Origin of the sequence: Lachnoanaerobaculum sp. OBRC5-5, assembly GCF_000296385.1 — a bacterium.
Taxonomy (GTDB): Bacteria; Bacillota; Clostridia; order Lachnospirales; family Lachnospiraceae; genus Lachnoanaerobaculum.
The window spans coordinates 573,079-592,347 of the sequence record NZ_JH815185.1 but is presented as its reverse complement, the minus strand read 5'-3'; the positions used below and the strand labels follow the sequence as shown (position 1 = coordinate 592,347).

Genomic DNA, 19,269 nt, shown 5'->3' with positions numbered 1-19,269 from the left:
TTATTTCTATAAATTTTTGATTAAAATGCATATCAAGAGTTATATTTTTGACAAGGTTAAAAAATATCAGACTATTTATCATTATTTTAGGAGTTGAGTTTGAAAAGTAAGAGTATTTATCTGCAACTGTTTGACGGCCTCAGGCTTATGGTATTACTTCCTGTAGGTATACTGTTTTTTATTACAAGTATTATATTTATGTTTTATTATACAGACGATCGAATCGAGGCTTCAGATATACAGCTTGGCCATATAGAAAATCGTCTTGACCACTACTTTACTTCAGCAACCCACTATTCCAGACTTCTTTTAAACAATGATGTTATACAGCACGGCTTTGACACTTATTATAATAATACGTACGGTTTTTCCGCTCAGAAAATCAATATGAGTCTGGAAATTTACAAGCTTATATATCCTGCACCATATATTTACGGTATAAGTATATATGATAAGGACTACAGTATTATTATGAGCTCCGAAAGGAAGCAATATCCAAGTGATTTTAAAGCTATCCGTGTATCCGGTGGAAAATGGTTTGCAACAAAAAAGTATGATACCTCCAGTGATAATCTGATCGATACATTCTCATATGTACATCCGATATATGACTACAGAAGCGGTGATCTCTACGGCTATATAGAGCTTATAATCTCTGAGAAAAGCATATCGGATATATATGCGGTATCCGATACTTCAAGTTCTCTTTATCTGCTTGTAGACAATGAGTACGATATTATAAGTAAATCCGACTATCTGAATGAGAAAAACACTCTTACGGACACTATAATAGGCGCAGTCAAATCAGGAAAATCGGGGCATATTTTTTCAGGTTACGGCTTTATAAATACAATGCCTTTAAAGTCCTATCCTTGGAAGCTTGTACATTTTATTCCTCTATTCTTTTTTATAAAGCCTGCACTTACTATGGGAATCGCTTTTTTTATAACCGCATGCTTTTCTCTCGGGCTTGCACTTTTTATGTCAAAAGATATTGCTAAAAACCTCAGTAAGCCTATTTATGCTTTGGTAGAACATACAAGATTTGTAAGTAAAGGTAATTGGAGAGAATTTTCCTATGAAGCCGACTCTCCTGAAATGAAAGAACTTATAGGAGATTTTAATATAATGTTGAAGTCTCAAAACGAACTGAAAAACAAGTTGATAGATATTGAAAAGGAAAAAAATCGTATTGAAATAGATAAGGTGAATGAACAGATAAAGCCACATTTCCTCTATAACACTCTGGATAATATATATTCTCTTGCAAGCCTTGATGAGAAACAGACTTTGATGGAACTTGTGATGAATCTTTCAAAATTTTACAGAGGAAGTTTAAGTCTGGGAAAAAGTTTTGTGAATATAGAAGAAGAGTTACATACTTGTAAGGCTTATCTTGATATAATGTCTGTAAGATACCATGATAAATTTGAATACAGCATTTCCTGTGACAGAAATATAAAGCAATTTAAATGCCCGAAACTTATACTGCTCCCTCTTGCGGAAAACAGTATTTATCATGGTATAAAAGGCTTAAAATATAAGGGAAATATAAATATTACAGTAAATCAGGATGAAGATAATATATTATTTAAGGTTTCAGATAACGGCTTCGGAATAGATATGGATAATTTAAATCATATCCTTAACGATGAAACCGATAATAACCACCACTTTGCTCTAAAGCATATAAACAGAATTTTAAAGCTGTATTACGGTAATGATTACAGGCTCGACTTTGAGAATCAAAACCCGGGATGTAGTATTTCTTTTAAAATAAAAAAGGAGTTCTTATGATAAAACTAGTTATTGCCGATGATGAATATTTTATTCGTGCAAGACTTGAAAAGATTATATCCGATAACAGGACAAATATAGATATAGTCTCCTTATGTGAAGACGGGGAAGATGTTATAAAATGTCTTTCACTTACTAAAGTAGATCTTTTACTTATGGATATAAAAATGATATCTGTAACAGGTCTTGAAGTGGCCGGATATATTTTTGAAAATAAATTGAATACCAAAATAATACTTCTATCAGGATATAATGATTTTAATTTTGCCGTAGAGGCGATGCGCTACGGTGTTTTTGACTATCTCACAAAGCCTATAAGTGAAGAGGCTCTTTTAGAAAGCCTTGATAAATGCATTGATGTTATTGAGTCTTCAAAAAATATGCCTAAGGACAAAAGTATAGCTCTTTTATCCGGATTGTTTAATAAAGAAAATTTGATTATACAGGCTAAAGATATAAGCAACATAAGACCGGCTGTAATAAAATATATGTCAAATTCGGATAAAGAGTCATATGCAAATTTTATAAAAGAAAATACAAAAGATATTTTGGAAAATTATAATGCCACCACACTTTACAAGCTTATCAGAGAAATACTGAACAGCCTTGATATAAAGTATCATATACTGCAAAGTCTTACCCTGGTTCAGTATATGCAGGAAAATATTTTTGAAAAGGATATATCCTGTATAGAAAAACTTGAGGATATTTTAATTGAGATCGGTGTTGACTGTATGGGATTAAACACTATCTTAACCAAGGAGCAGCTTATCGGAAAGCAGATACTTGAAGATATAGAAAGAAATTTTTCGAATTATGATTACACTGTAGCAGAAATTGCAAATAATATGGGCAAAAATCCGTCCTATATCAATACGGTATTTAAAAAAGTATATGGAAGTACGATAAAACAAACTCTCTCGGATTACCGACTTGAAAAAGCGAAAAAACTTTTGCGAAACAGTAATATGAAAATAGTAGATATAGCGACAGAATGCGGATATTCCGATATATTTTATTTCAGCAAAAGATACAAGGCAAAGTTTGGATATCCTCCAAGTGAAGAGAATTTAAAATTATAAGAAAAAACCACCATGTAAAAAATATATCCAGATACTTTACCGGTGGTTTTTCTTTCTTCTAAAGAACAGTAGTATAAAAATACATGTTGAAACAAAAAACAGAGTTGTATAGAAACTGAGAGAGCTCTCATCTCCTGTCTTTACAATAGCCTTTTGTAATCTCTTTGCCACTTCAATCATTTTACCATTATTATTATCATCGGACTTGTTATTATCCGGCTTATCTATGATAATTAAAGGCTCGCCGTCCGATCTGTTATCAGGACGACTTTCATCATCTGAAGGCTTTTTATTATTTTTATCTGTATTTTTTTGACCGTCTTTTTTATTATCTTTATTATTATCTTTTCTATTATCCCCTGTATCGGAGCCGCCTTTGTTCTTATCCCTCTCGTTCGGATAAACTATTTCTACAAGATATTTTACATTAAAATCCACTGCAGCAGGCTTTGCCGTTTCATTCGGGTCCTCAAGATACGTATTTGTATAAATATCAGTTCCGTTTGTTAATACCTGTATATGAACAATATAATTTCTTCTGTCAAAGGCAAATCTCTCATCATCGGCATTTGCCAGACTTATACTGTATTTATACTCTCCGACATCGTCAAAATCTCCGAAATCATAAGTATATGTACCGTTTCTTCTTAAAGGCATCGAAATTTCTTCAGTTGAAACAACATTATTCCTTGAATCAAGCTTACTGATATTTACATCATATCTGTAGTAAACAGGATTGGTTCCCGATACATTTATGTTAATAGGCAATTTTACATTTGCAGCCAAGGCATCCCTTGGCACAAATATAAAATATGTCAACAAAAGGAAAAATATGATTTTCTTATAAATTTGCTTCATATCATCTCCTTATAAGTTCGCCAAAAAGCACAATCCTTCCGTTTGTATAGGACTCTGTACATGTAGACATTGTAATAACCTTATTATTACGGTTTACATCCCTTATATGTACCGCATTTTTCTGAAGATAATTATAAAAATCATCTTTGTTTTCATTTGCAAAATACGGAAAATAAATCTTCTCATTATAGGCATCGGTTTCCAAAACTGCAAATACTTTTACATCATATATCTCTGTTTTGGTATAAAGTATTCCGTCCACATGACTGTCAAAAAAGCTCTTATCAAGGAACTTTTCAACATCACCGAACATAGCTCCATTGTCCATATGATGACCGTAAACAAGTGAGTAATGCTCATTTAAGCCACCGTTACAAAGACTGCTTAAAAATATCGATCCGGCCAGAGAAAACTCACCATCTATATCCTTATTGAGATACTCCGCATCATCAATGCCCTGAACTATAGGATAGTTTATATTGGTATCAAAAATATTGAGCCACGCTCTCATATCAGGATATTTGTTAAATAAAGCCTCTACATTTACGGTATCATCCGCATTTCCGGCGGTACCGGGGGCACTCTTTAAGATTTCTCTTGAAAGAGATGCCCCTTTATATACATGAAAAATACCATATAGTGAATATGCCCCGAATAAGAGCATTATCACCGCCATAAGAATAACGATTATATCTATAATCCTGTTTCCTATGTATGCACATTTTCCTATAAGATTCATCTTTTAGTTCTCAACTTCTTCTTTTTTTCTTCTCTTAAAGAATACCAAGATAAGTAAGATACCGAATCCTGCCATGATTGCAAAAGGAGCTACGCTCATTGCAACACCTGTAGGTGTAGGTGTATCACGGTAGTTCAAGAAGAATATTGTATCCGCAACGGTATCATCAGCCTTTACAGGAGTAACTGCTGTTACAGCCGCTACATTGGCATACTGAGTTGTAGATGTAGGTGCTGTAATTCTTGCAACATTAATACCATGAGTTGTCTTGTATCCTGCAGGTCCTACTGTAGTCACATCCTCGGTAACTTTGTACTTTGCTGTAGAAGGAAGACCTGAAATCTTTATAGTCTGACCGCTCTTTAACTTAACATTTGTAAGTGAATATGTATTTGCTGTAACACCTGTGATAGCAGTCGGGTTTGCGGCATTTGTAGAAGTTACTTTATAGTCCATACCTACACCGATATTGCTGAGTTCGATAGTGAACTTGAACTCTTCAGTTGTAGAACCCATGTTACCTGCTACATCCTTTTGAAGAATAATATCTCTTGTTTTAAAGGTACTTACATCATCCTTGTTGTCTGTTGTAATCGCACCGTTTAAATCATCAATATAACCTGTAGTCTTTGAGTTGTCTGTAACTGTAGTATCCTTTTTCATCATAACGGCTGTCTTTACTTCAAGCTTTCCTGCCGCATTGTATCCTACATACACATCAAGATATCTCTTCTCCTTGCCTCCTGTAAGCTGGCTTACATCTCCTGTGTAGTCATGCTGACTTGTAGTAAGGTTGAAGTTTCCGGTCTCTGTAATCTCATATCTATAGATACCCGGTACAGTTATATCATTATTACCGTCTTCATTAAACTGCTCTGTAAAGTCAACTGTAACTTCCTTTTTTACGAGGTTACTTGTAATTGTATCATTGTGGCTGAACTCTGCTGCTGAGATAGTAGGCATTGCTGTACCTGCAACTACAGTAAGTCCGCCGTCTGTACCGCTGACAGGTGTTCTTCCGCCACCGCCTGTACTTCCTGTGATAGTATATGTATACTTTACATCAGGTGCTTTTGCACTTCCGCCTGTCGGATCGTCCACATTGTAGATTTTCATCTCCTTAGTGAACTTGATTTTGTTCGGTGATCCTGCTGCAGGCTTTAACTGCTTTGTTGTCTCTGCAGCTATTGCGCTTCCGGCCATTGCGATTGTCATGGCAGATACTGCCGCCAAAGTCATAATTCTTTTAAACATCATATATTATCCTTTCTTATAACGATAATTATTTTACCTTCAATATCTTTCTTTTTTATAACTCCGAAATATCTGCTGTCTTTTGCAAGCGTTCTGTTATCGGCAAGTATAAAAAATTCGTTCTCTCCCAATACGATAGGATATGTTACATCGGTATCGTACTTATCTGTTTTGCCTCTGGTATCATCTTCTACCAATACGGCACCGTTTAGTATAACATTTCCGTTATCATCTATATCTATAGTGTCTCCCGGCGCTCCAATTATTCTTCCTATATACTTTTCACCGTCAAAATGATAGCATATGGCATCACTTGCTTTAAGTCTGTTTTCAAGTCTATAGAAAAATAATAAATCCCCCGCTCTTACTCTCGGTAACATTTCATTATTCGGCGAAATCCTTATTCCGAATACTATGAATACCAAGACATAAATCATTGCGGCAAGTGTCAGAAACCTTATTATAAACGACTTTAATTCCGCTATACTCCGCTTTTTGATTTTCTCCTTTTCCTCTATAAATCCATCCTCCTATATATGTGTTAACTATTGCTTTTTCATGCTCTCATATAGCACCTGCTTTGAATAGTTATAAAATATATTAACATCTCTTCCTCCTGTTAAAATAAAATATTCCAATCGAAAGAATCGACATTATTATAAAAATCACGGCATAAGATGTATCAAACGCCACACCCGTAGTTATCGGATTTATGTATGGTTGGATAACAGGTTTTTTAAATGTTTCAATAATTTCCTGATCCTTATACTTGTATGTAAGAGTTGCTATATCATTGGAATAAAATCCCTTTTGGTTTGATGACTTCGATCCGGTTCCCGGATCTCCTACCACATCCGTTCCGTTGGGATTCTTCTGGAACTGCTTAGTGGCGGCATATTTTGCCTCGGCTAAAGGTGTAGTCTTTATCTTTGCCTTTACCATATAGGTATATTCGGTCTCCAAAGTATATGCCGTCGGAAACTCCAATCTGATTGTTTTAGTAGCATCACTGTATGAGGATACAATATTCGCCATAGAATTTCTTGGAGTAGCAGATAATCTGTACGTACTGTTTAGCACTACATAATTTCCTGTATGTATTCCTGTAGGGCCTAAAACCTCAATCTCAAGCGGATATGGATTACCTGAAGGATTCTTTGCAATCATTGCATATTGACTGAGTTTATCCTCCAGTACGACATTGCTCACCCTCGGATTCTTTAAAACATTCGTTATATCTCTCATCCTGTTTAAAAAATCATTTTTACTGCTTGCAAAATATGGACCGGTTCCAACCTCTACTCCCGGTGCCGGTAAAGATATACCTTTATATCCATTTATCGGACTACCTGAAATATTTGAATCAACAAAATACTTCAGTTCGTTCATATCTGATTGTCTATTTCCAATACCAATAGGGAAAAAATAGTCTAGATCAATAGCATACAGTGCAAACTGGGCGTGAAGTACTCTCATATTGGGAGTAGTTAAACCTTCCTCATTTCTATTGTTGGAATGATTTGTGAAAAGATTCGGATTCCCATCTACTATAAAAATGAGTACCTTCTGTGCATCACTTCTACCATTTCTAAAAAGCTCATTTGCTTTAGAAAACCCCTTTTCATAGTTTATTTTGCTCTCTGTACCATTTGGACTTATAGGTATACTGCTAAGAAGTAATCCTCCGTTGTTTGTCCAGTTACGATACAAATGTGCCTCACTGTCAATTCCTACCAATGCATAGTTCACATTGTACTTAACGTTATCAAAATAATTATTATTTATTACTTTTCTTAGTGTACTGTAAACTGAAGATATTTTCGGATCTGTACCACTACCTGAGATACCCTCACTCATACTGTTTGTGGTATCAAGCAAGAACAATACATCCATATTTGTTCTGTTTGATGTACTTCCGGTCTGATTACTTATTTTCAGTGTAAGATCATAGATTCCGTCCTTATCCGGATCTTCTACAGTCTTGCTTATTTCTGTCCTTATTCTTCGGTTTGAAATAGTTCTTCTCTCAGGCTCGTATACCAGTTCAAGATATCTCATTTCATCAGATGAAAATACTACCCAATTTGTACCGTCCACCGTATATCTGAGTCCCTTTACAAGGCTGGTTTCTCTTTCTATTTGCAGTACATTATTTACTACAGTTCCGTTTGACATTACAGCTCTGGCATATTTATACCTCATACCCACTATGCCGGTATCAAGTTCTCTAGGAGTTATTTTATCATTGTCATTACCAAAAACACCGTTATTATTGTTCTTGAATAATTCAAGCTTGCTTGGATCTGCAGTTATCTCATTGCCGTTTGTATCAACATATTTTACATTTACATAAAATCTGCTGCTTGCCGATCCCCAGTGTAGTGAAAATGTCGAGAAGCTGTCCGTACTGAAGTTTGTGGTAATACTGTTGTCATCTTTATCCTCTATAAGAGCTATATCTTCTATCTTGTTTACAGTATTATCATCCTTTATATGATAAACTTCCGTTTCTTCAGGCTTTGCTCCTTCAGGAAGTAAATTATTGTCGATTTTAATATTTACATATACCGCTGTCAAAGGTTCTATCTCTACATTGTTTTCATCTTCAAAATGAATATCAAGAGAAATCGAATCTTTCGGAAACTCTTCATTTTCAGATTCGGTATTTCTTATAACCGCATCTTCCAAATAATTTGTGTTCTCACTTACAGAGTCACTTAATGTCTCTGTGACCTGATTGCTTCCGTTCGCCTGATTGCCTTCATCAGATAATTTTACTCTTTCATCAGCATCATTACCTGCAACCTGTACAGTTTCATTCAAAACCGTTTCAGTGCTTTCAACACTTTCCAAAGCTGGTGTACCATTTATGCTTTCAGTACTTTCATCAGGTTTTTGAACTTCTACAGTTCCTGAACTCTCAGAGGAGTCTTCAGCATTTTCTATACTGTCCGACCCAACTGCGGTTTCACTTAATTTTTCCGGGTCACTGTCTTTTATATCATCTCCCTTTTCAGGAGTTACATTATTTTCAAGCTCGTTTACGGTTAATCTTTTTGCCTTGAGCGTTACCTTTGTATCAAAGGCACCTTCCGGCACATCCACAATTACACTTATGCCGTCAAGCTTTACTTCATGCCGCCTTGCATCTGAAGAAGTAGCCATATCCATACCGGGTGTTATAACAATATCGTTAAACTCGGCATTTGAAGGTGTAGCCATATCTGCCAAAGAATCAGTAAACAGGTACGCAATTAAGCACATGAAAAAAACAAACAATATTTTTCTGAAATGTTTGTATACAAATTTTAAAATTATTACGCACCTCCTCTACCCAAAATTTAATGACTTTATCATAACATATGTTTATAAAATTTCAACAAGAAACAAAAAATACCGCCATAAAATATATGACAGTATTTTTCATAGAAATCTACACTTTTCTACAAATGTCCATTTATTGCTACTTCTTACCTCTCTTTGACATTGCAAGTATACTCTGCAGTATTATGAAAAATGCAAGTATGGCAGCTATTATTATCTTTGTCCACCATGATGATAATGTTCCCTGAAAACTTACAAAAGCTTCTATAGTACCTTTTATAAGTACACCGAAAAGACTGCCGAATACATTACCTACACCTCCGGTGAGTAATGTTCCACCGATTACCGCTCCCGCTATTGCTTCCATCTCAAATCCTTTAGCCTGTTCTACAAATCCTGCACAGGTGTTTAGACAGAATAAAAATCCGCCGATAGAACATAACAATCCGTTCAGTACATACACCTGAAGTTTTATCTTTTTTACATTCAGTCCAAGGAGAAGTGCCGACTGCTCATTTCCGCCTACAGCATACACACTTCTTCCAAACTTGGTATATTTTAAAAGTATGAACATCAGTACAAGTATAATAAGAGCGACTATTACTGTAGGATAGATATACGGGTATACAACCGCACCTTTCTTATTCACTATACCGAATAAGGGAATTGTTATCTTCTTATTCGCCCATGAGAGAAATGTTTCATTTGTTATACTTATCATCTCCTGAGATATAATTGCCGTCATACCTCTGGCAAAGAACATGCCTGCCAGTGTAACTATAAACGGTTGAATATTGAGATATGAAATAAGTATTCCCTGTACAAGTCCGAATATCAGACCGATTATGATTACGACTGCAATTGCACTTGGCGCGTTTATCTTGATTTTCTCCATTAAATATGCCAATACCATACAGGTAAGTGCTACAAATGAACCGACAGATATATCTATTCCACCGGATATTATAACCATAGTCATGCCTGTTGCTATAACAATCAGTCCTGCATTAGATATGAAGAGATTTAAAAATACCTGCGGTTTTTGAAATCCCTTATTTCCAAACATTACAACCCCTATTCCATACATTATAATAAAGAGAACAATTGTCATATAAAGTAAGAAGGCTTTATTATCTATATTTTTTAACTTATCTTTCATATACAACCTCGGCTTTCTTCTTATTTAAATTAAATTCTCTTATTATCTTTCTAAATTCTTTTGACTGTAATGAAACTATTATTACAACCACAATTGCCTTATATACCGGTAGCTGATCTGCCGAAACACTCATAGCATATAATGTTGTAGTCAATGCTTGAATAGTGTAAGCTCCTATAACACTTCCAAGAAGTGAAAACTTTCCTCCTCCCAGGCTGTTTCCGCCAAGGGCTACAGCCAGTATTGCATCAAGCTCTATATTAAGTCCGGCATTATTTGCATCTGCGGAATATACTCTTGATGAAACTATCATTCCTGCAAGTCCTGCCAAAAGACCACAAAATGCATAGGCTATAAACTGTATATATACAGGATTTAAACCCACAAGTCTTGCAGCTTTATTATTTATTCCCACAGTTTCAATGTAAAGCCCCAAAGCTGTTTTTTTGAGTATAATAAGTGTTATCAAAACGACCGCTAATGCCACAAATACAGGTGTGGGAAGCGGTATTCCATGTATAGAATTACCAAGCATCTTGAATGATTCGACTCTTATATAGGTTATTTGTCCGTTTGTAACAAGCTGAGCCATTCCTCTACCTGCTGTAAATAATATCAAAGTTGCAACCATAGGCTGTATATTCATCTTTGCAACAAGAAAAGCGTTGAATGAGCCGCAAAGTAATCCGACAACTACCGCCGCAATAAATGCCGCTATATATGGTGCACGATATACATCTGTGGAAACTTCGCCACCTGCCAAAATAAAGCAGGCCACAGCACCTGCAAGTGCACATACCGCACCTACCGATATATCCGTACCTCCTGATGAAGCAACTACAAGAGTCATACCTACTGCAAGTATTACGAGCTCACTTGCACGATTTATTACATCAATTATATATCCGTAAAATACTCCGTTTTGTATAGTAATATTAAAAAAATTCGGTGTCTTTATCATATTTATAATTAAGACTAAAATTAAACTTACTATAGGCAGAAAGAGTCTTGCGGATGTTATATTTTTTATTTTAAATTCTTTCACTGTCATTCACCCCCTGCTATAGCACTCATTATATTATTTTGAGATATTTCATCAGACTTCAATTCACCTACTTTTTTCTTATCTCTCATTACTACCATTCTTTGGCAGGTTCTAATCATCTCCTCAATTTCCGATGAAATAAATATTACACTCATGCCCTCTGTTGCCAATTTTAAAACCAGCTTTTGTATCTCCGTTTTTGTTCCAACATCAATTCCTCTTGTTGGTTCATCCAATATAAGAAGCTCCGGATTTGTCAGTAGCCACCTTGCAAGTATAACCTTTTGCTGATTTCCGCCTGAAAGCTGTTTTATAGGTGTTTCTCTCCCTGCTGTTTTTATCTGTAATATTTCTATATACTTATCTACAAATTCTTCCTGTTTTTTTCTCGGTATAAGTTTAAATATTCCTTGTTTGGCCTGCATGGCTATTATTATATTTTCTCTTACAGACAGATCCGCTATAATACCCTCATCCTTTCTGTTTTCAGGAAGATATGCCATACCAAGTTTCATAGCATCAATCGGAGCATTTATTTTAACTTCTATGTTTTTGAATACTATTTGTCCGGTATCCGTTTTGTCGGCACCGTATATAGTTCTGACAAGTTCAGAACGCCCTGACCCCAAAAGACCGGTTATTCCTATAACCTCTCCTTTATTTAACTTAAGATCAAACGGTTTTATATTACCTTTTGAGCCAAGCGACTTTGTGCTAAGAAGTACTTCTTTATCATTAGTCTGTGTGCTTTCACCCTTAATATATTCAAGGTCGTTAAAATCCTTGCCCATCATTTTTGCTACAAGCTGTACTCTTGGAAGATTATCCACTTCAAACTCTCCTACAAGAGACCCGTTTCTTAAAACAGTTATTTTGTCACATACCGCATATACCTGCTCCAAAAAATGTGTAACAAATATTATTCCTATGCCTTCATTTTTCAATTTTTTCATTAAAACAAAAAGTTTTTCAACCTCTCCATCGTCAAGTGATGAGGTAGGCTCATCAAGTATCAGTACCTTTGCCGACATATCAACCGCTCTGGCAATGGCAATCATTTGCTGTATTGCAATTGAATAGTTTTCTGTAGGCTTGGTTACATCTATTTTAATATCCAATTTATCCAAAAGTTCCTTGGACATTCTATTCATTTTTTTCCAATCAATAAGTCCGAATTTTCTCGGCTCACGATCCAAGAATAAATTTTCCGCCACTGAGATATTAGAGCAGAGATTCACTTCCTGATACACTGTACTGATTCCGTTTTCCTGCGCTTCTTTCGGGCTTTTATTTATTATACTTTTTTTATCCTCAAGAATTATCTGTCCGGTTTCAAACTCTTCCACTCCTGTAAGTACCTTTATAAGTGTGGACTTTCCTGCACCGTTTTCCCCCATCAGAGCATGTATTTCACCCTTGTTTAAATTAAAATCCACATTATCAAGTGCCTTTACTCCAGGAAAATTTTTACAGATTCCTCTCATTTTTAACAGATTATCCATAATCACCTCAAAAAGAGTGAGGAGCAATAAACTCCTCACTCCCGGTATTTTCTTTATGCAAAATATAAAATTATGCTGTATTAATAAGCTCTTCCTGCCTTAATTTTTTCAAGATCCATACTTGTATCAAAATATGATTCATCAACATACTGAATCTTATCCACTGTTTCACCCTTTTCAAGCTTTTGGATGATTTCAGCTACTCTTGGTCCATGAAGCGGACTGCACTCAATACTTGCATTTAAATCACCTGCAATCATTGCATCAAATGCGGCCTTTACGGCATCAAATGATATAACCGTTATATCGCCGTTCGGTCCGCATGTCTTTCCTGCAGCCTTTATAGCATCGATAGCTCCGAAAGCCATATTGTCATTTTCCGCAACCACTACATCAATATCATCAAACTGCTTTAAGAATGACTCCATAACTTCCTGACCCTTTGACTGTGTGAATTCACCTGTCTGCTTTGCAAGCATATTCCAATTCGGATGTTGAGCCAAGATATTTGCAAAACCGTCTGTTCTTCCAACCTGTGCAGATGCACCGATTGTACCCTGGAGAGTAACTATATTGATTTTCTTATCATTGTCTGCACTCTTTGATCTTAAATACTCCTCAAGCCAATGTCCTGCAGTCTCACCCTCTTTTATAAAGTCACCGCATACAAGTGCTGTATAAAGAGAATCATCCGAAGTTTTTATCATACGGTCTGAAAGTATTACAGGGATTCCCGCATCCTTTGCTTCCTGTAAAACTGTATCCCATCCTGTTTCTACAACAGGTGCAAGTACGATATAGTCAACTTCCTGCTGAATAAAATCTCTGATAGCCTTAATCTGATTTTCCTGTTTTTGCTGAGCGTCGTTAAATATAAGCTCATATCCGTTTTCAGGAACAAATGTGGATTTGAATGACTCAGTATTTGCAGTTCTCCAATCAGACTCTGCTCCAACCTGTGCATAACCTACTACAATAACCTTTGAAGCATCCTTGGACTCTTCACTCTTTGCTTCCTCGCTCTTGCTCTCACTTGCGGTTTCTGATGATTCAACCGCCTTGCTCTCTTCAGGTGCTTTTGTACCTCCACCGCAACCTGTAAGTGCAAACATTGTCAGCATAACTGCAGATACAAATAAACTTAAACCTCTTTTAATCATAAACTCCTCCTTAAAATTATTTACGAAACATTTATTTGTTATTTATATTTTAATATAATAAAATGAATGTATCCATAGACTATTTTATGTTGTTTTTATATTATTTTCATAAGAGGTATTATATGTATATTATTTTATGATATATGTTTAATATATTTAGGTTGTATTTTTAAAATAATATAATTATATTAAATCACTTTCTACAGGAAGTATTATACTTACAGTCGTACCTATATTCTCGGTACTGTCTATATTCAGTCCATATTCATTACCGTAATAAAGCCTTATTCTTTCCGCCACATTATAAAGTCCGAAACTCTCTTTTGATGACTTTACTATATCAATTTCATCTACATATTCATTCTTTATGATATTTTTCAACCTTTCAAGCTTTTTAGTCTCCATTCCGATTCCGTTGTCTGTTACTTGCAAAATTATATGCTCATCTTTTCTATAGCCTTTTACCGAAATCTTACCGCCGCTTCTTTTATACTTTATACCATGATAAAGTGCATTCTCTACAATCGGTTGTAATAAAAGTTTCAAAATTCTCTTATCATACAGATTATCTTCTATATTAATACTGTATTCCAAAATATCCTCATACCTGAATTTTTGTATTTTTAAATAGCTTTCTATATGTCTTATCTCTTCTCTTATCTGTATAAATCTTTTTCCGTTATTTAATCCTATTCTTAAGAAACTTGACAGTGCGGTTATCATATCAACCACTTTTTTTGAATCACCTGCTTCAGCCATCCAAACAACAGTATCAAGTGTGTTATATAAAAAATGTGGATTTATCTGAGATTGTAAAAGCCAAAGTTCCGTGTTTTTCTTATTCTTTTGCTCTGTCTTTATATTCTCGATAAGCTCTTTTATTCTGATTATTTTATTATTAAAATTTTCGGACAGTTCATCAATTTCTAAAATACTGCTCTCCGGATTGTTTTCCAATAAATCGTTTTCGCTTCTTTTTGTATAATTACAAAGATTTATAATGGGATCCGAGATATGTCTTGATACCTTTTTATACATATACAATGTAAAATATAAAATAATTAATACACTGATAATACTAAGCATAAATATAACAGCCATCTGATTTCTTATTTTTATACTTACTATATTAAGCTCTTTGGTTTCCTCATAGATATAGTCATTTACAGTATCCTCTATAAGCTCGGTTGTAACCCTGATATCATATTCCAGACTGTCAATATTTTTATTGTAGTCTTTATATATATCGCTTTTACCTATATTATCTATTTGTTTCTTAAGCAAATTTAAAAGTATTATAAGACCTTTCGGTCTGTTTATGCCTTCATCTTTATTGTTTGTTTCAAGCAACTTTTCAAATATTTTGTTTGCATACTCAAGGTCTTCATACGGATTTTGATTTTCTATAGTATCCGCACCTATTACCACCCTGTACATTTTATGATCTACATTTTCTTTAAATTTAAAATTAAATTCAGTTGCAATACTTATATTTTTTACTATACCGGCATACTTATCATTCTGCCATTTCATAACCAATAAAAGATAAATAATAATAAATGCAATGGGTATAAAGGTTATAAACAACCTTTTCATAATATAATTTTGTATACTATTCTTCATTTTTATTTTCTCTGTATGACTTAGGTGTATCTCCTTGATATTTTTTAAAAGACGAACTGAAATAATGTTGGTCACGATATCCGACTTCCATTGCTATATCCGATATCCTTTTATCAGTGCTTCTAAGAAGTCTTTTCGCTTCATCTATTCTGGTTTTTGTCAGATAGTCAATAAAGTTCATACCCGCTTCCTGCTTAAAAACAGTACTGAAATATGTAGGACTCAGACCGATATATTCCGCAACACTGTTTAAAGAAATCTCAGGATCCATGTAATTTTTCTCAACAAAGTCTTTTGCCTTCTTAAGTAAAAAGCTGTACTGCCTTCCTGAAATCTGATCTCTTTTATCAATCATATATTCCAGTAATTTTAAAAAATATTGCTTCACAGTATTAATATCTGTAACGGCTTCATCAAATACTTCCATACTTCCGAATTTATTTCCAAGTTCCTCCTTATCATCAACATTACCGAGGAATTTTTCAGACTCTATAAAAGCATCCATTATTACATACTGTCTGAATATCAAAGACTTTAACTGTCCGTACATCTTTTCAATATATTCTTCAATATAACTTTCAATATCCTGACTCTTTCCGTTTATAATAAATTCCTTGAAGCTTCCTTTATTAAATCCTGATGTATCGATTTTTTTTATATCAAATTCAATATTGTCCGCCTTTATATTTCGCAAAATACTGTGTCGCTTGGATTCTGCAATAGGCTTTATCTTCTTTAAAACCGATATGAGCTTTTCTTTTGAAACCGGCTTTAAAAGATATTCGGATGCACCGATATGTATAGCCTTTTGGGCATAGTCAAAGTCATCATAACCGCTTAAAAATATAATAACGGTATCCGGAAACCTTTCCTTTACTATTCTTCCAAGTTCCAAACCGTCCATAAAAGGCATCTTTATATCCGTTATCAAGATATCCGGTTTTGAAATCTCAATTAGGGGAAGTGCCAATTCACCGTCGGCAGCTTCCCCTACAAAATCAAATCCATATGAATTCCAATCTATTTCATTTTTTATACCTTCTCTGACAAACTTTTCATCCTCAACTAAAAAGACCTTTACCATCCCCTACATTATCTCCACCGGATTTGTATTTTTGAATTCAAAAACATTCAGTTCACTGTATTTTTTTAAATCATTTACAATTTTTTCTGTAAATACATGCTCTAGGCCGTAATGTGTGGCATCTATAATACAGATACCTTCATTTATAGCATCAAGTCCTTCATGATGTGTAATATCACCTGTTATAAGTAAATCCGTTTCACCAAGAGCATACTTATACATCCCTCTTCCTGAACCGGGACTTATAGCAATCCTTTTAATATTTCCCTTTATATTCTCTCTGCCGAATACGGTTAAATTCTTTAAATTAAATGTATCCTTTATTAAAGAAAGTAATTCATCAAATGAGAGCGCTTTTTTTAAATCTCCTATCTTTCCTATTCCAAGATCTTTACCGTCCTGTGTTACAGTCACTTCAAGAGGTTTTGTATTTGAAAGTGAAAGCTTTTGTTCTGCAATATCCGCCATGCCGCCCTTTGCAATATCAAAATTTGTATGCATTGCAATCACAGAAATATCATTCTTTAGTATATTTAAAATATAATTTCCAAGGAGTGTTTCATCTGTAACTCTCTTTAGCGCCGAAAAAATAATCGGGTGATGTGATACAATCAAATCAATATCCTTTGCCTGCGTATATTCAAGTACTTCATTTGTAATATCAAGTACTACCAGGACATTTTTTACCTCTTTATCACTTCTTCCAAGTAAAAATCCTGAATTGTCCCAATCCATAGCAAGCTCAAGAGGATATAGCTTAGTTAAATATTCAAAAATCTCATTGCATTTCATTCATTGTCTCCTTAATTATATCAAGTCTATGTCTAAGCTCTTTTTTTCTGTCCTCATTTAATCCGATATTTGATAAAATACTTATATACTTTTCTTCTTCTTTTTTTAGAAACTCAAGTAATATCGGATGTTTATTTTCTATAAGAAATTTACCGTATAAGAGCTCAGCCTCTGAATACATCAATTTGTTTTCTGTATACCTGCCTTCCATTACTGTATAAAACTTGCCCTCATCTATACACATATCTTCTTTTAATATTTCAAAACCTTTTCTCAACATGTAATCTCTTACTTCATCTGTTTTTGTATGAGGCGACAAAATGAAGGTATTTTTTTTATTGAAGAAACTTTTTCCTCTTTCTAAAATATCTATAATAAGTTCTCCGCCCATTCCGGCTATTATTATTGTATCCGCCTCTTTATTTGACATTTTATCAAGACCGTTGGAAAGTCTCAGAACAATATTTTCACTTACACCGAAGTTTTCTATGTTTTCCTTTGCTTTTTCCAACGGTCCTTTATTTATATCACAGGCATAAGCCTTATCTATTATATTATTTTCTATAAGATAGATAGGTATATGTGCGTGATCCGTTCCTATATCCGCTACCACTGAATTTTTCTTCACAAAATCAGCAATAGTTTGCAATCTTTTTGACAGTTTCATTTTATTTCTATTCCAAAAAATCTTTCAATCTTTTTGTTTTTGACGGGTTTCTAAGCTTTCTTAGAGCTTTTGCCTCAATTTGCCTTATTCTCTCTCTTGTGATTCCGAAGACCTTTCCTACCTCTTCAAGTGTTCTGGGTTTTCCGTCCTCAAGTCCGAATCTGAGGAGGATTACCTTTTGTTCTCTTTCGGTAAGTGATTTTATTACTTCAATCAATTGGTCATGTAAGAGCACATCCATTGCGAAGTTGACAGGCACTTTAGCATTAAAATCCTGTAAAAAATCTCCCAGATGTGAATCGTCTTCATCACCTATAGGTGTTTCCATAGATACAGGTTCCAGTGCAAAATTCATTATCTCCCTTACTTTCGATACCGGAAGACTCATTATCTTTGCAACTTCCTCAGGCTTCGGCTCTCTGCCAAGCTCCTGTACAAGTTTTCTCTGTGTCTTTATAAGCCTGTTTATTGTCTCAACCATATGCACCGGAATCCTTATGGTTCTGGCCTGGTCTGCAATAGATCTGGTTATAGCCTGCCTTATCCACCATGTTGCATAAGTTGAAAATTTAAATCCCTTTTGATAATCAAATTTTTCAACAGCACGTAAAAGCCCAAGATTCCCTTCCTGTATAAGGTCCAAAAGTTGCATTCCTCTGCCCATGTATCTTTTTGCAATGCTTACAACAAGCCTTAAATTGGATTCCGCCATTTTTTTTGCGGCTTCCTTTCTTATATTTTCATCAGGGTCGGAAATTTTCTGAGCAAGCACCATCTCTTCTTCCACACTAAGTAAAGGAATTTTACCTATTTCCTTCAGATACATCTTTATAGGATCTTCTACGGAAACATAATCGTCCAAATCATCAAGTATATTTAAGTTTATATTTTCAAGGTCCTTTATATCCTCTTCATTGAACTCATCTTCAAATTCATTTTCCTTTAGAATAATGAATTCTTCAGGGTCTGCATCGCTGTCAAATTCTGTAGGCTCTTTCTCATAATCATCATCAATAAAAATATCTCTCTTTTCAAGAAATTCAATAAAATCAGGAAGATATTCTTTCGGTATATCATTATCGGAGAAAATCTTTTGGATATTTGAAGCACTGATTTTTCCGTCAAAATCTTTCTTTAATATCTTTTCAAACTCATTTTTTAAATTCTTCCCCCTCATACTTCC

The 19,269-nt window shown here is 34.5% G+C and carries 16 protein-coding genes; 2 read left to right on the top strand and 14 right to left on the bottom strand.

Annotated features, from left to right (window positions below):
• Positions 1-99: 99 nt before the first annotated feature.
• The gene (locus HMPREF1135_RS02700) at positions 100-1,797 is read left to right on the top strand and encodes a sensor histidine kinase (RefSeq protein ID WP_007591731.1); all 1,698 of its coding nucleotides are present in this window, start codon (positions 100-102) and stop codon (positions 1,795-1,797) included.
• The gene (locus HMPREF1135_RS02695) at positions 1,794-2,879 is read left to right on the top strand and encodes a response regulator transcription factor (RefSeq protein WP_007591730.1); all 1,086 of its coding nucleotides are present in this window, start codon (positions 1,794-1,796) and stop codon (positions 2,877-2,879) included. The genes HMPREF1135_RS02700 and HMPREF1135_RS02695 overlap by 4 nt, the downstream gene beginning before the upstream one ends.
• A gap of 36 nt (positions 2,880-2,915) precedes the next feature.
• Here the strand turns inward: HMPREF1135_RS02695 and HMPREF1135_RS02690 are convergent, their stop codons facing one another.
• The 14 genes from HMPREF1135_RS02690 to rpoD all read right to left on the bottom strand — a co-directional run bounded on the left by HMPREF1135_RS02690 (position 2,916) and on the right by rpoD (position 19,263).
• Positions 2,916-3,737 carry an LPXTG cell wall anchor domain-containing protein gene (locus HMPREF1135_RS02690; protein WP_007591728.1) on the bottom strand — a complete coding sequence of 274 codons (822 nt, stop codon included), beginning with the start codon at positions 3,735-3,737 and terminating at the stop codon, positions 2,916-2,918.
• A 1-nt stretch (position 3,738) separates the two neighbouring features.
• Positions 3,739-4,476 carry a class B sortase gene (gene srtB, locus HMPREF1135_RS02685; RefSeq protein WP_007591725.1) on the bottom strand — a complete coding sequence of 246 codons (738 nt, stop codon included), beginning with the start codon at positions 4,474-4,476 and terminating at the stop codon, positions 3,739-3,741.
• Between the two features lie 3 nt (positions 4,477-4,479).
• A complete protein-coding gene (locus HMPREF1135_RS02680) occupies positions 4,480-5,733 on the bottom strand; it encodes a DUF7601 domain-containing protein (RefSeq protein WP_007591723.1) in 1,254 nt (417 codons plus the stop codon).
• Entirely contained in the window at positions 5,730-6,191 is a 462-nt protein-coding gene (gene lepB, locus HMPREF1135_RS02675) for a signal peptidase I (RefSeq protein ID WP_255347316.1), read from the bottom strand. Before lepB ends, HMPREF1135_RS02680 begins: the two co-directional genes overlap by 4 nt.
• A gap of 139 nt (positions 6,192-6,330) precedes the next feature.
• The gene (locus HMPREF1135_RS02670; RefSeq protein WP_034242875.1) at positions 6,331-8,952 is read right to left on the bottom strand and encodes a vWA domain-containing protein; all 2,622 of its coding nucleotides are present in this window, start codon (positions 8,950-8,952) and stop codon (positions 6,331-6,333) included.
• A gap of 241 nt (positions 8,953-9,193) precedes the next feature.
• On the bottom strand, positions 9,194-10,213 hold the full coding sequence (locus HMPREF1135_RS02665; RefSeq protein ID WP_007591717.1) for an ABC transporter permease subunit: 1,020 nt from the start codon (positions 10,211-10,213) through the stop codon (positions 9,194-9,196).
• Complete coding sequence (locus HMPREF1135_RS02660) at positions 10,203-11,264, bottom strand: ABC transporter permease (protein ID WP_007591706.1); 1,062 nt, start codon at positions 11,262-11,264, stop codon at positions 10,203-10,205. The genes HMPREF1135_RS02665 and HMPREF1135_RS02660 overlap by 11 nt, the downstream gene beginning before the upstream one ends.
• Positions 11,261-12,760 (bottom strand): sugar ABC transporter ATP-binding protein, encoded by a 1,500-nt coding sequence (locus HMPREF1135_RS02655; RefSeq protein ID WP_034242873.1) that lies wholly within the window; start codon positions 12,758-12,760, stop codon positions 11,261-11,263. The genes HMPREF1135_RS02660 and HMPREF1135_RS02655 overlap by 4 nt, the downstream gene beginning before the upstream one ends.
• A gap of 80 nt (positions 12,761-12,840) precedes the next feature.
• A complete protein-coding gene (locus HMPREF1135_RS02650) occupies positions 12,841-13,920 on the bottom strand; it encodes an ABC transporter substrate-binding protein (RefSeq protein WP_007591701.1) in 1,080 nt (359 codons plus the stop codon).
• A 183-nt stretch (positions 13,921-14,103) separates the two neighbouring features.
• Positions 14,104-15,543, bottom strand: a complete 1,440-nt coding sequence (locus HMPREF1135_RS02645) for a sensor histidine kinase (protein ID WP_007591699.1) — start codon at positions 15,541-15,543, stop codon at positions 14,104-14,106.
• The gene (locus tag HMPREF1135_RS02640; RefSeq protein ID WP_007591697.1) at positions 15,533-16,627 is read right to left on the bottom strand and encodes a response regulator transcription factor; all 1,095 of its coding nucleotides are present in this window, start codon (positions 16,625-16,627) and stop codon (positions 15,533-15,535) included. Before HMPREF1135_RS02640 ends, HMPREF1135_RS02645 begins: the two co-directional genes overlap by 11 nt.
• Positions 16,628-16,630: 3 nt before the next feature.
• Complete coding sequence (locus HMPREF1135_RS02635; protein WP_007591696.1) at positions 16,631-17,419, bottom strand: Nif3-like dinuclear metal center hexameric protein; 789 nt, start codon at positions 17,417-17,419, stop codon at positions 16,631-16,633.
• Positions 17,406-18,086, bottom strand: a complete 681-nt coding sequence (locus tag HMPREF1135_RS02630) for a tRNA (adenine(22)-N(1))-methyltransferase (protein WP_007591695.1) — start codon at positions 18,084-18,086, stop codon at positions 17,406-17,408. The genes HMPREF1135_RS02635 and HMPREF1135_RS02630 overlap by 14 nt, the downstream gene beginning before the upstream one ends.
• A 7-nt stretch (positions 18,087-18,093) precedes the next feature.
• The gene (gene rpoD, locus HMPREF1135_RS02625; RefSeq protein WP_007591694.1) at positions 18,094-19,263 is read right to left on the bottom strand and encodes an RNA polymerase sigma factor RpoD; all 1,170 of its coding nucleotides are present in this window, start codon (positions 19,261-19,263) and stop codon (positions 18,094-18,096) included.
• Positions 19,264-19,269 lie beyond the last annotated feature (6 nt).

Excerpts from the sequence above, each read along its gene's own strand:
- HMPREF1135_RS02695 (WP_007591730.1), top strand. The coding sequence starts at position 1,794 with ATGATAAAACTAGTTATTGCCGATGATGAATATTTTATTCGTGCAAGA.
- HMPREF1135_RS02660 (WP_007591706.1), bottom strand. The coding sequence starts at position 11,264 with ATGACAGTGAAAGAATTTAAAATAAAAAATATAACATCCGCAAGACTC.
- HMPREF1135_RS02680 (WP_007591723.1), bottom strand. The coding sequence starts at position 5,733 with ATGATGTTTAAAAGAATTATGACTTTGGCGGCAGTATCTGCCATGACA.
- HMPREF1135_RS02630 (WP_007591695.1), bottom strand. The coding sequence starts at position 18,086 with ATGAAACTGTCAAAAAGATTGCAAACTATTGCTGATTTTGTGAAGAAA.
- HMPREF1135_RS02640 (WP_007591697.1), bottom strand. The coding sequence starts at position 16,627 with ATGGTAAAGGTCTTTTTAGTTGAGGATGAAAAGTTTGTCAGAGAAGGT.
- HMPREF1135_RS02635 (WP_007591696.1), bottom strand. The coding sequence starts at position 17,419 with ATGAAATGCAATGAGATTTTTGAATATTTAACTAAGCTATATCCTCTT.
- HMPREF1135_RS02665 (WP_007591717.1), bottom strand. The coding sequence starts at position 10,213 with ATGAAAGATAAGTTAAAAAATATAGATAATAAAGCCTTCTTACTTTAT.
- srtB (WP_007591725.1), bottom strand. The coding sequence starts at position 4,476 with ATGAATCTTATAGGAAAATGTGCATACATAGGAAACAGGATTATAGAT.
- HMPREF1135_RS02655 (WP_034242873.1), bottom strand. The coding sequence starts at position 12,760 with ATGGATAATCTGTTAAAAATGAGAGGAATCTGTAAAAATTTTCCTGGA.
- HMPREF1135_RS02650 (WP_007591701.1), bottom strand. The coding sequence starts at position 13,920 with ATGATTAAAAGAGGTTTAAGTTTATTTGTATCTGCAGTTATGCTGACA.
- HMPREF1135_RS02690 (WP_007591728.1), bottom strand. The coding sequence starts at position 3,737 with ATGAAGCAAATTTATAAGAAAATCATATTTTTCCTTTTGTTGACATAT.
- HMPREF1135_RS02670 (WP_034242875.1), bottom strand. The coding sequence starts at position 8,952 with ATGGCTACACCTTCAAATGCCGAGTTTAACGATATTGTTATAACACCC.
- HMPREF1135_RS02645 (WP_007591699.1), bottom strand. The coding sequence starts at position 15,543 with ATGAAGAATAGTATACAAAATTATATTATGAAAAGGTTGTTTATAACC.
- rpoD (WP_007591694.1), bottom strand. The coding sequence starts at position 19,263 with ATGAGGGGGAAGAATTTAAAAAATGAGTTTGAAAAGATATTAAAGAAA.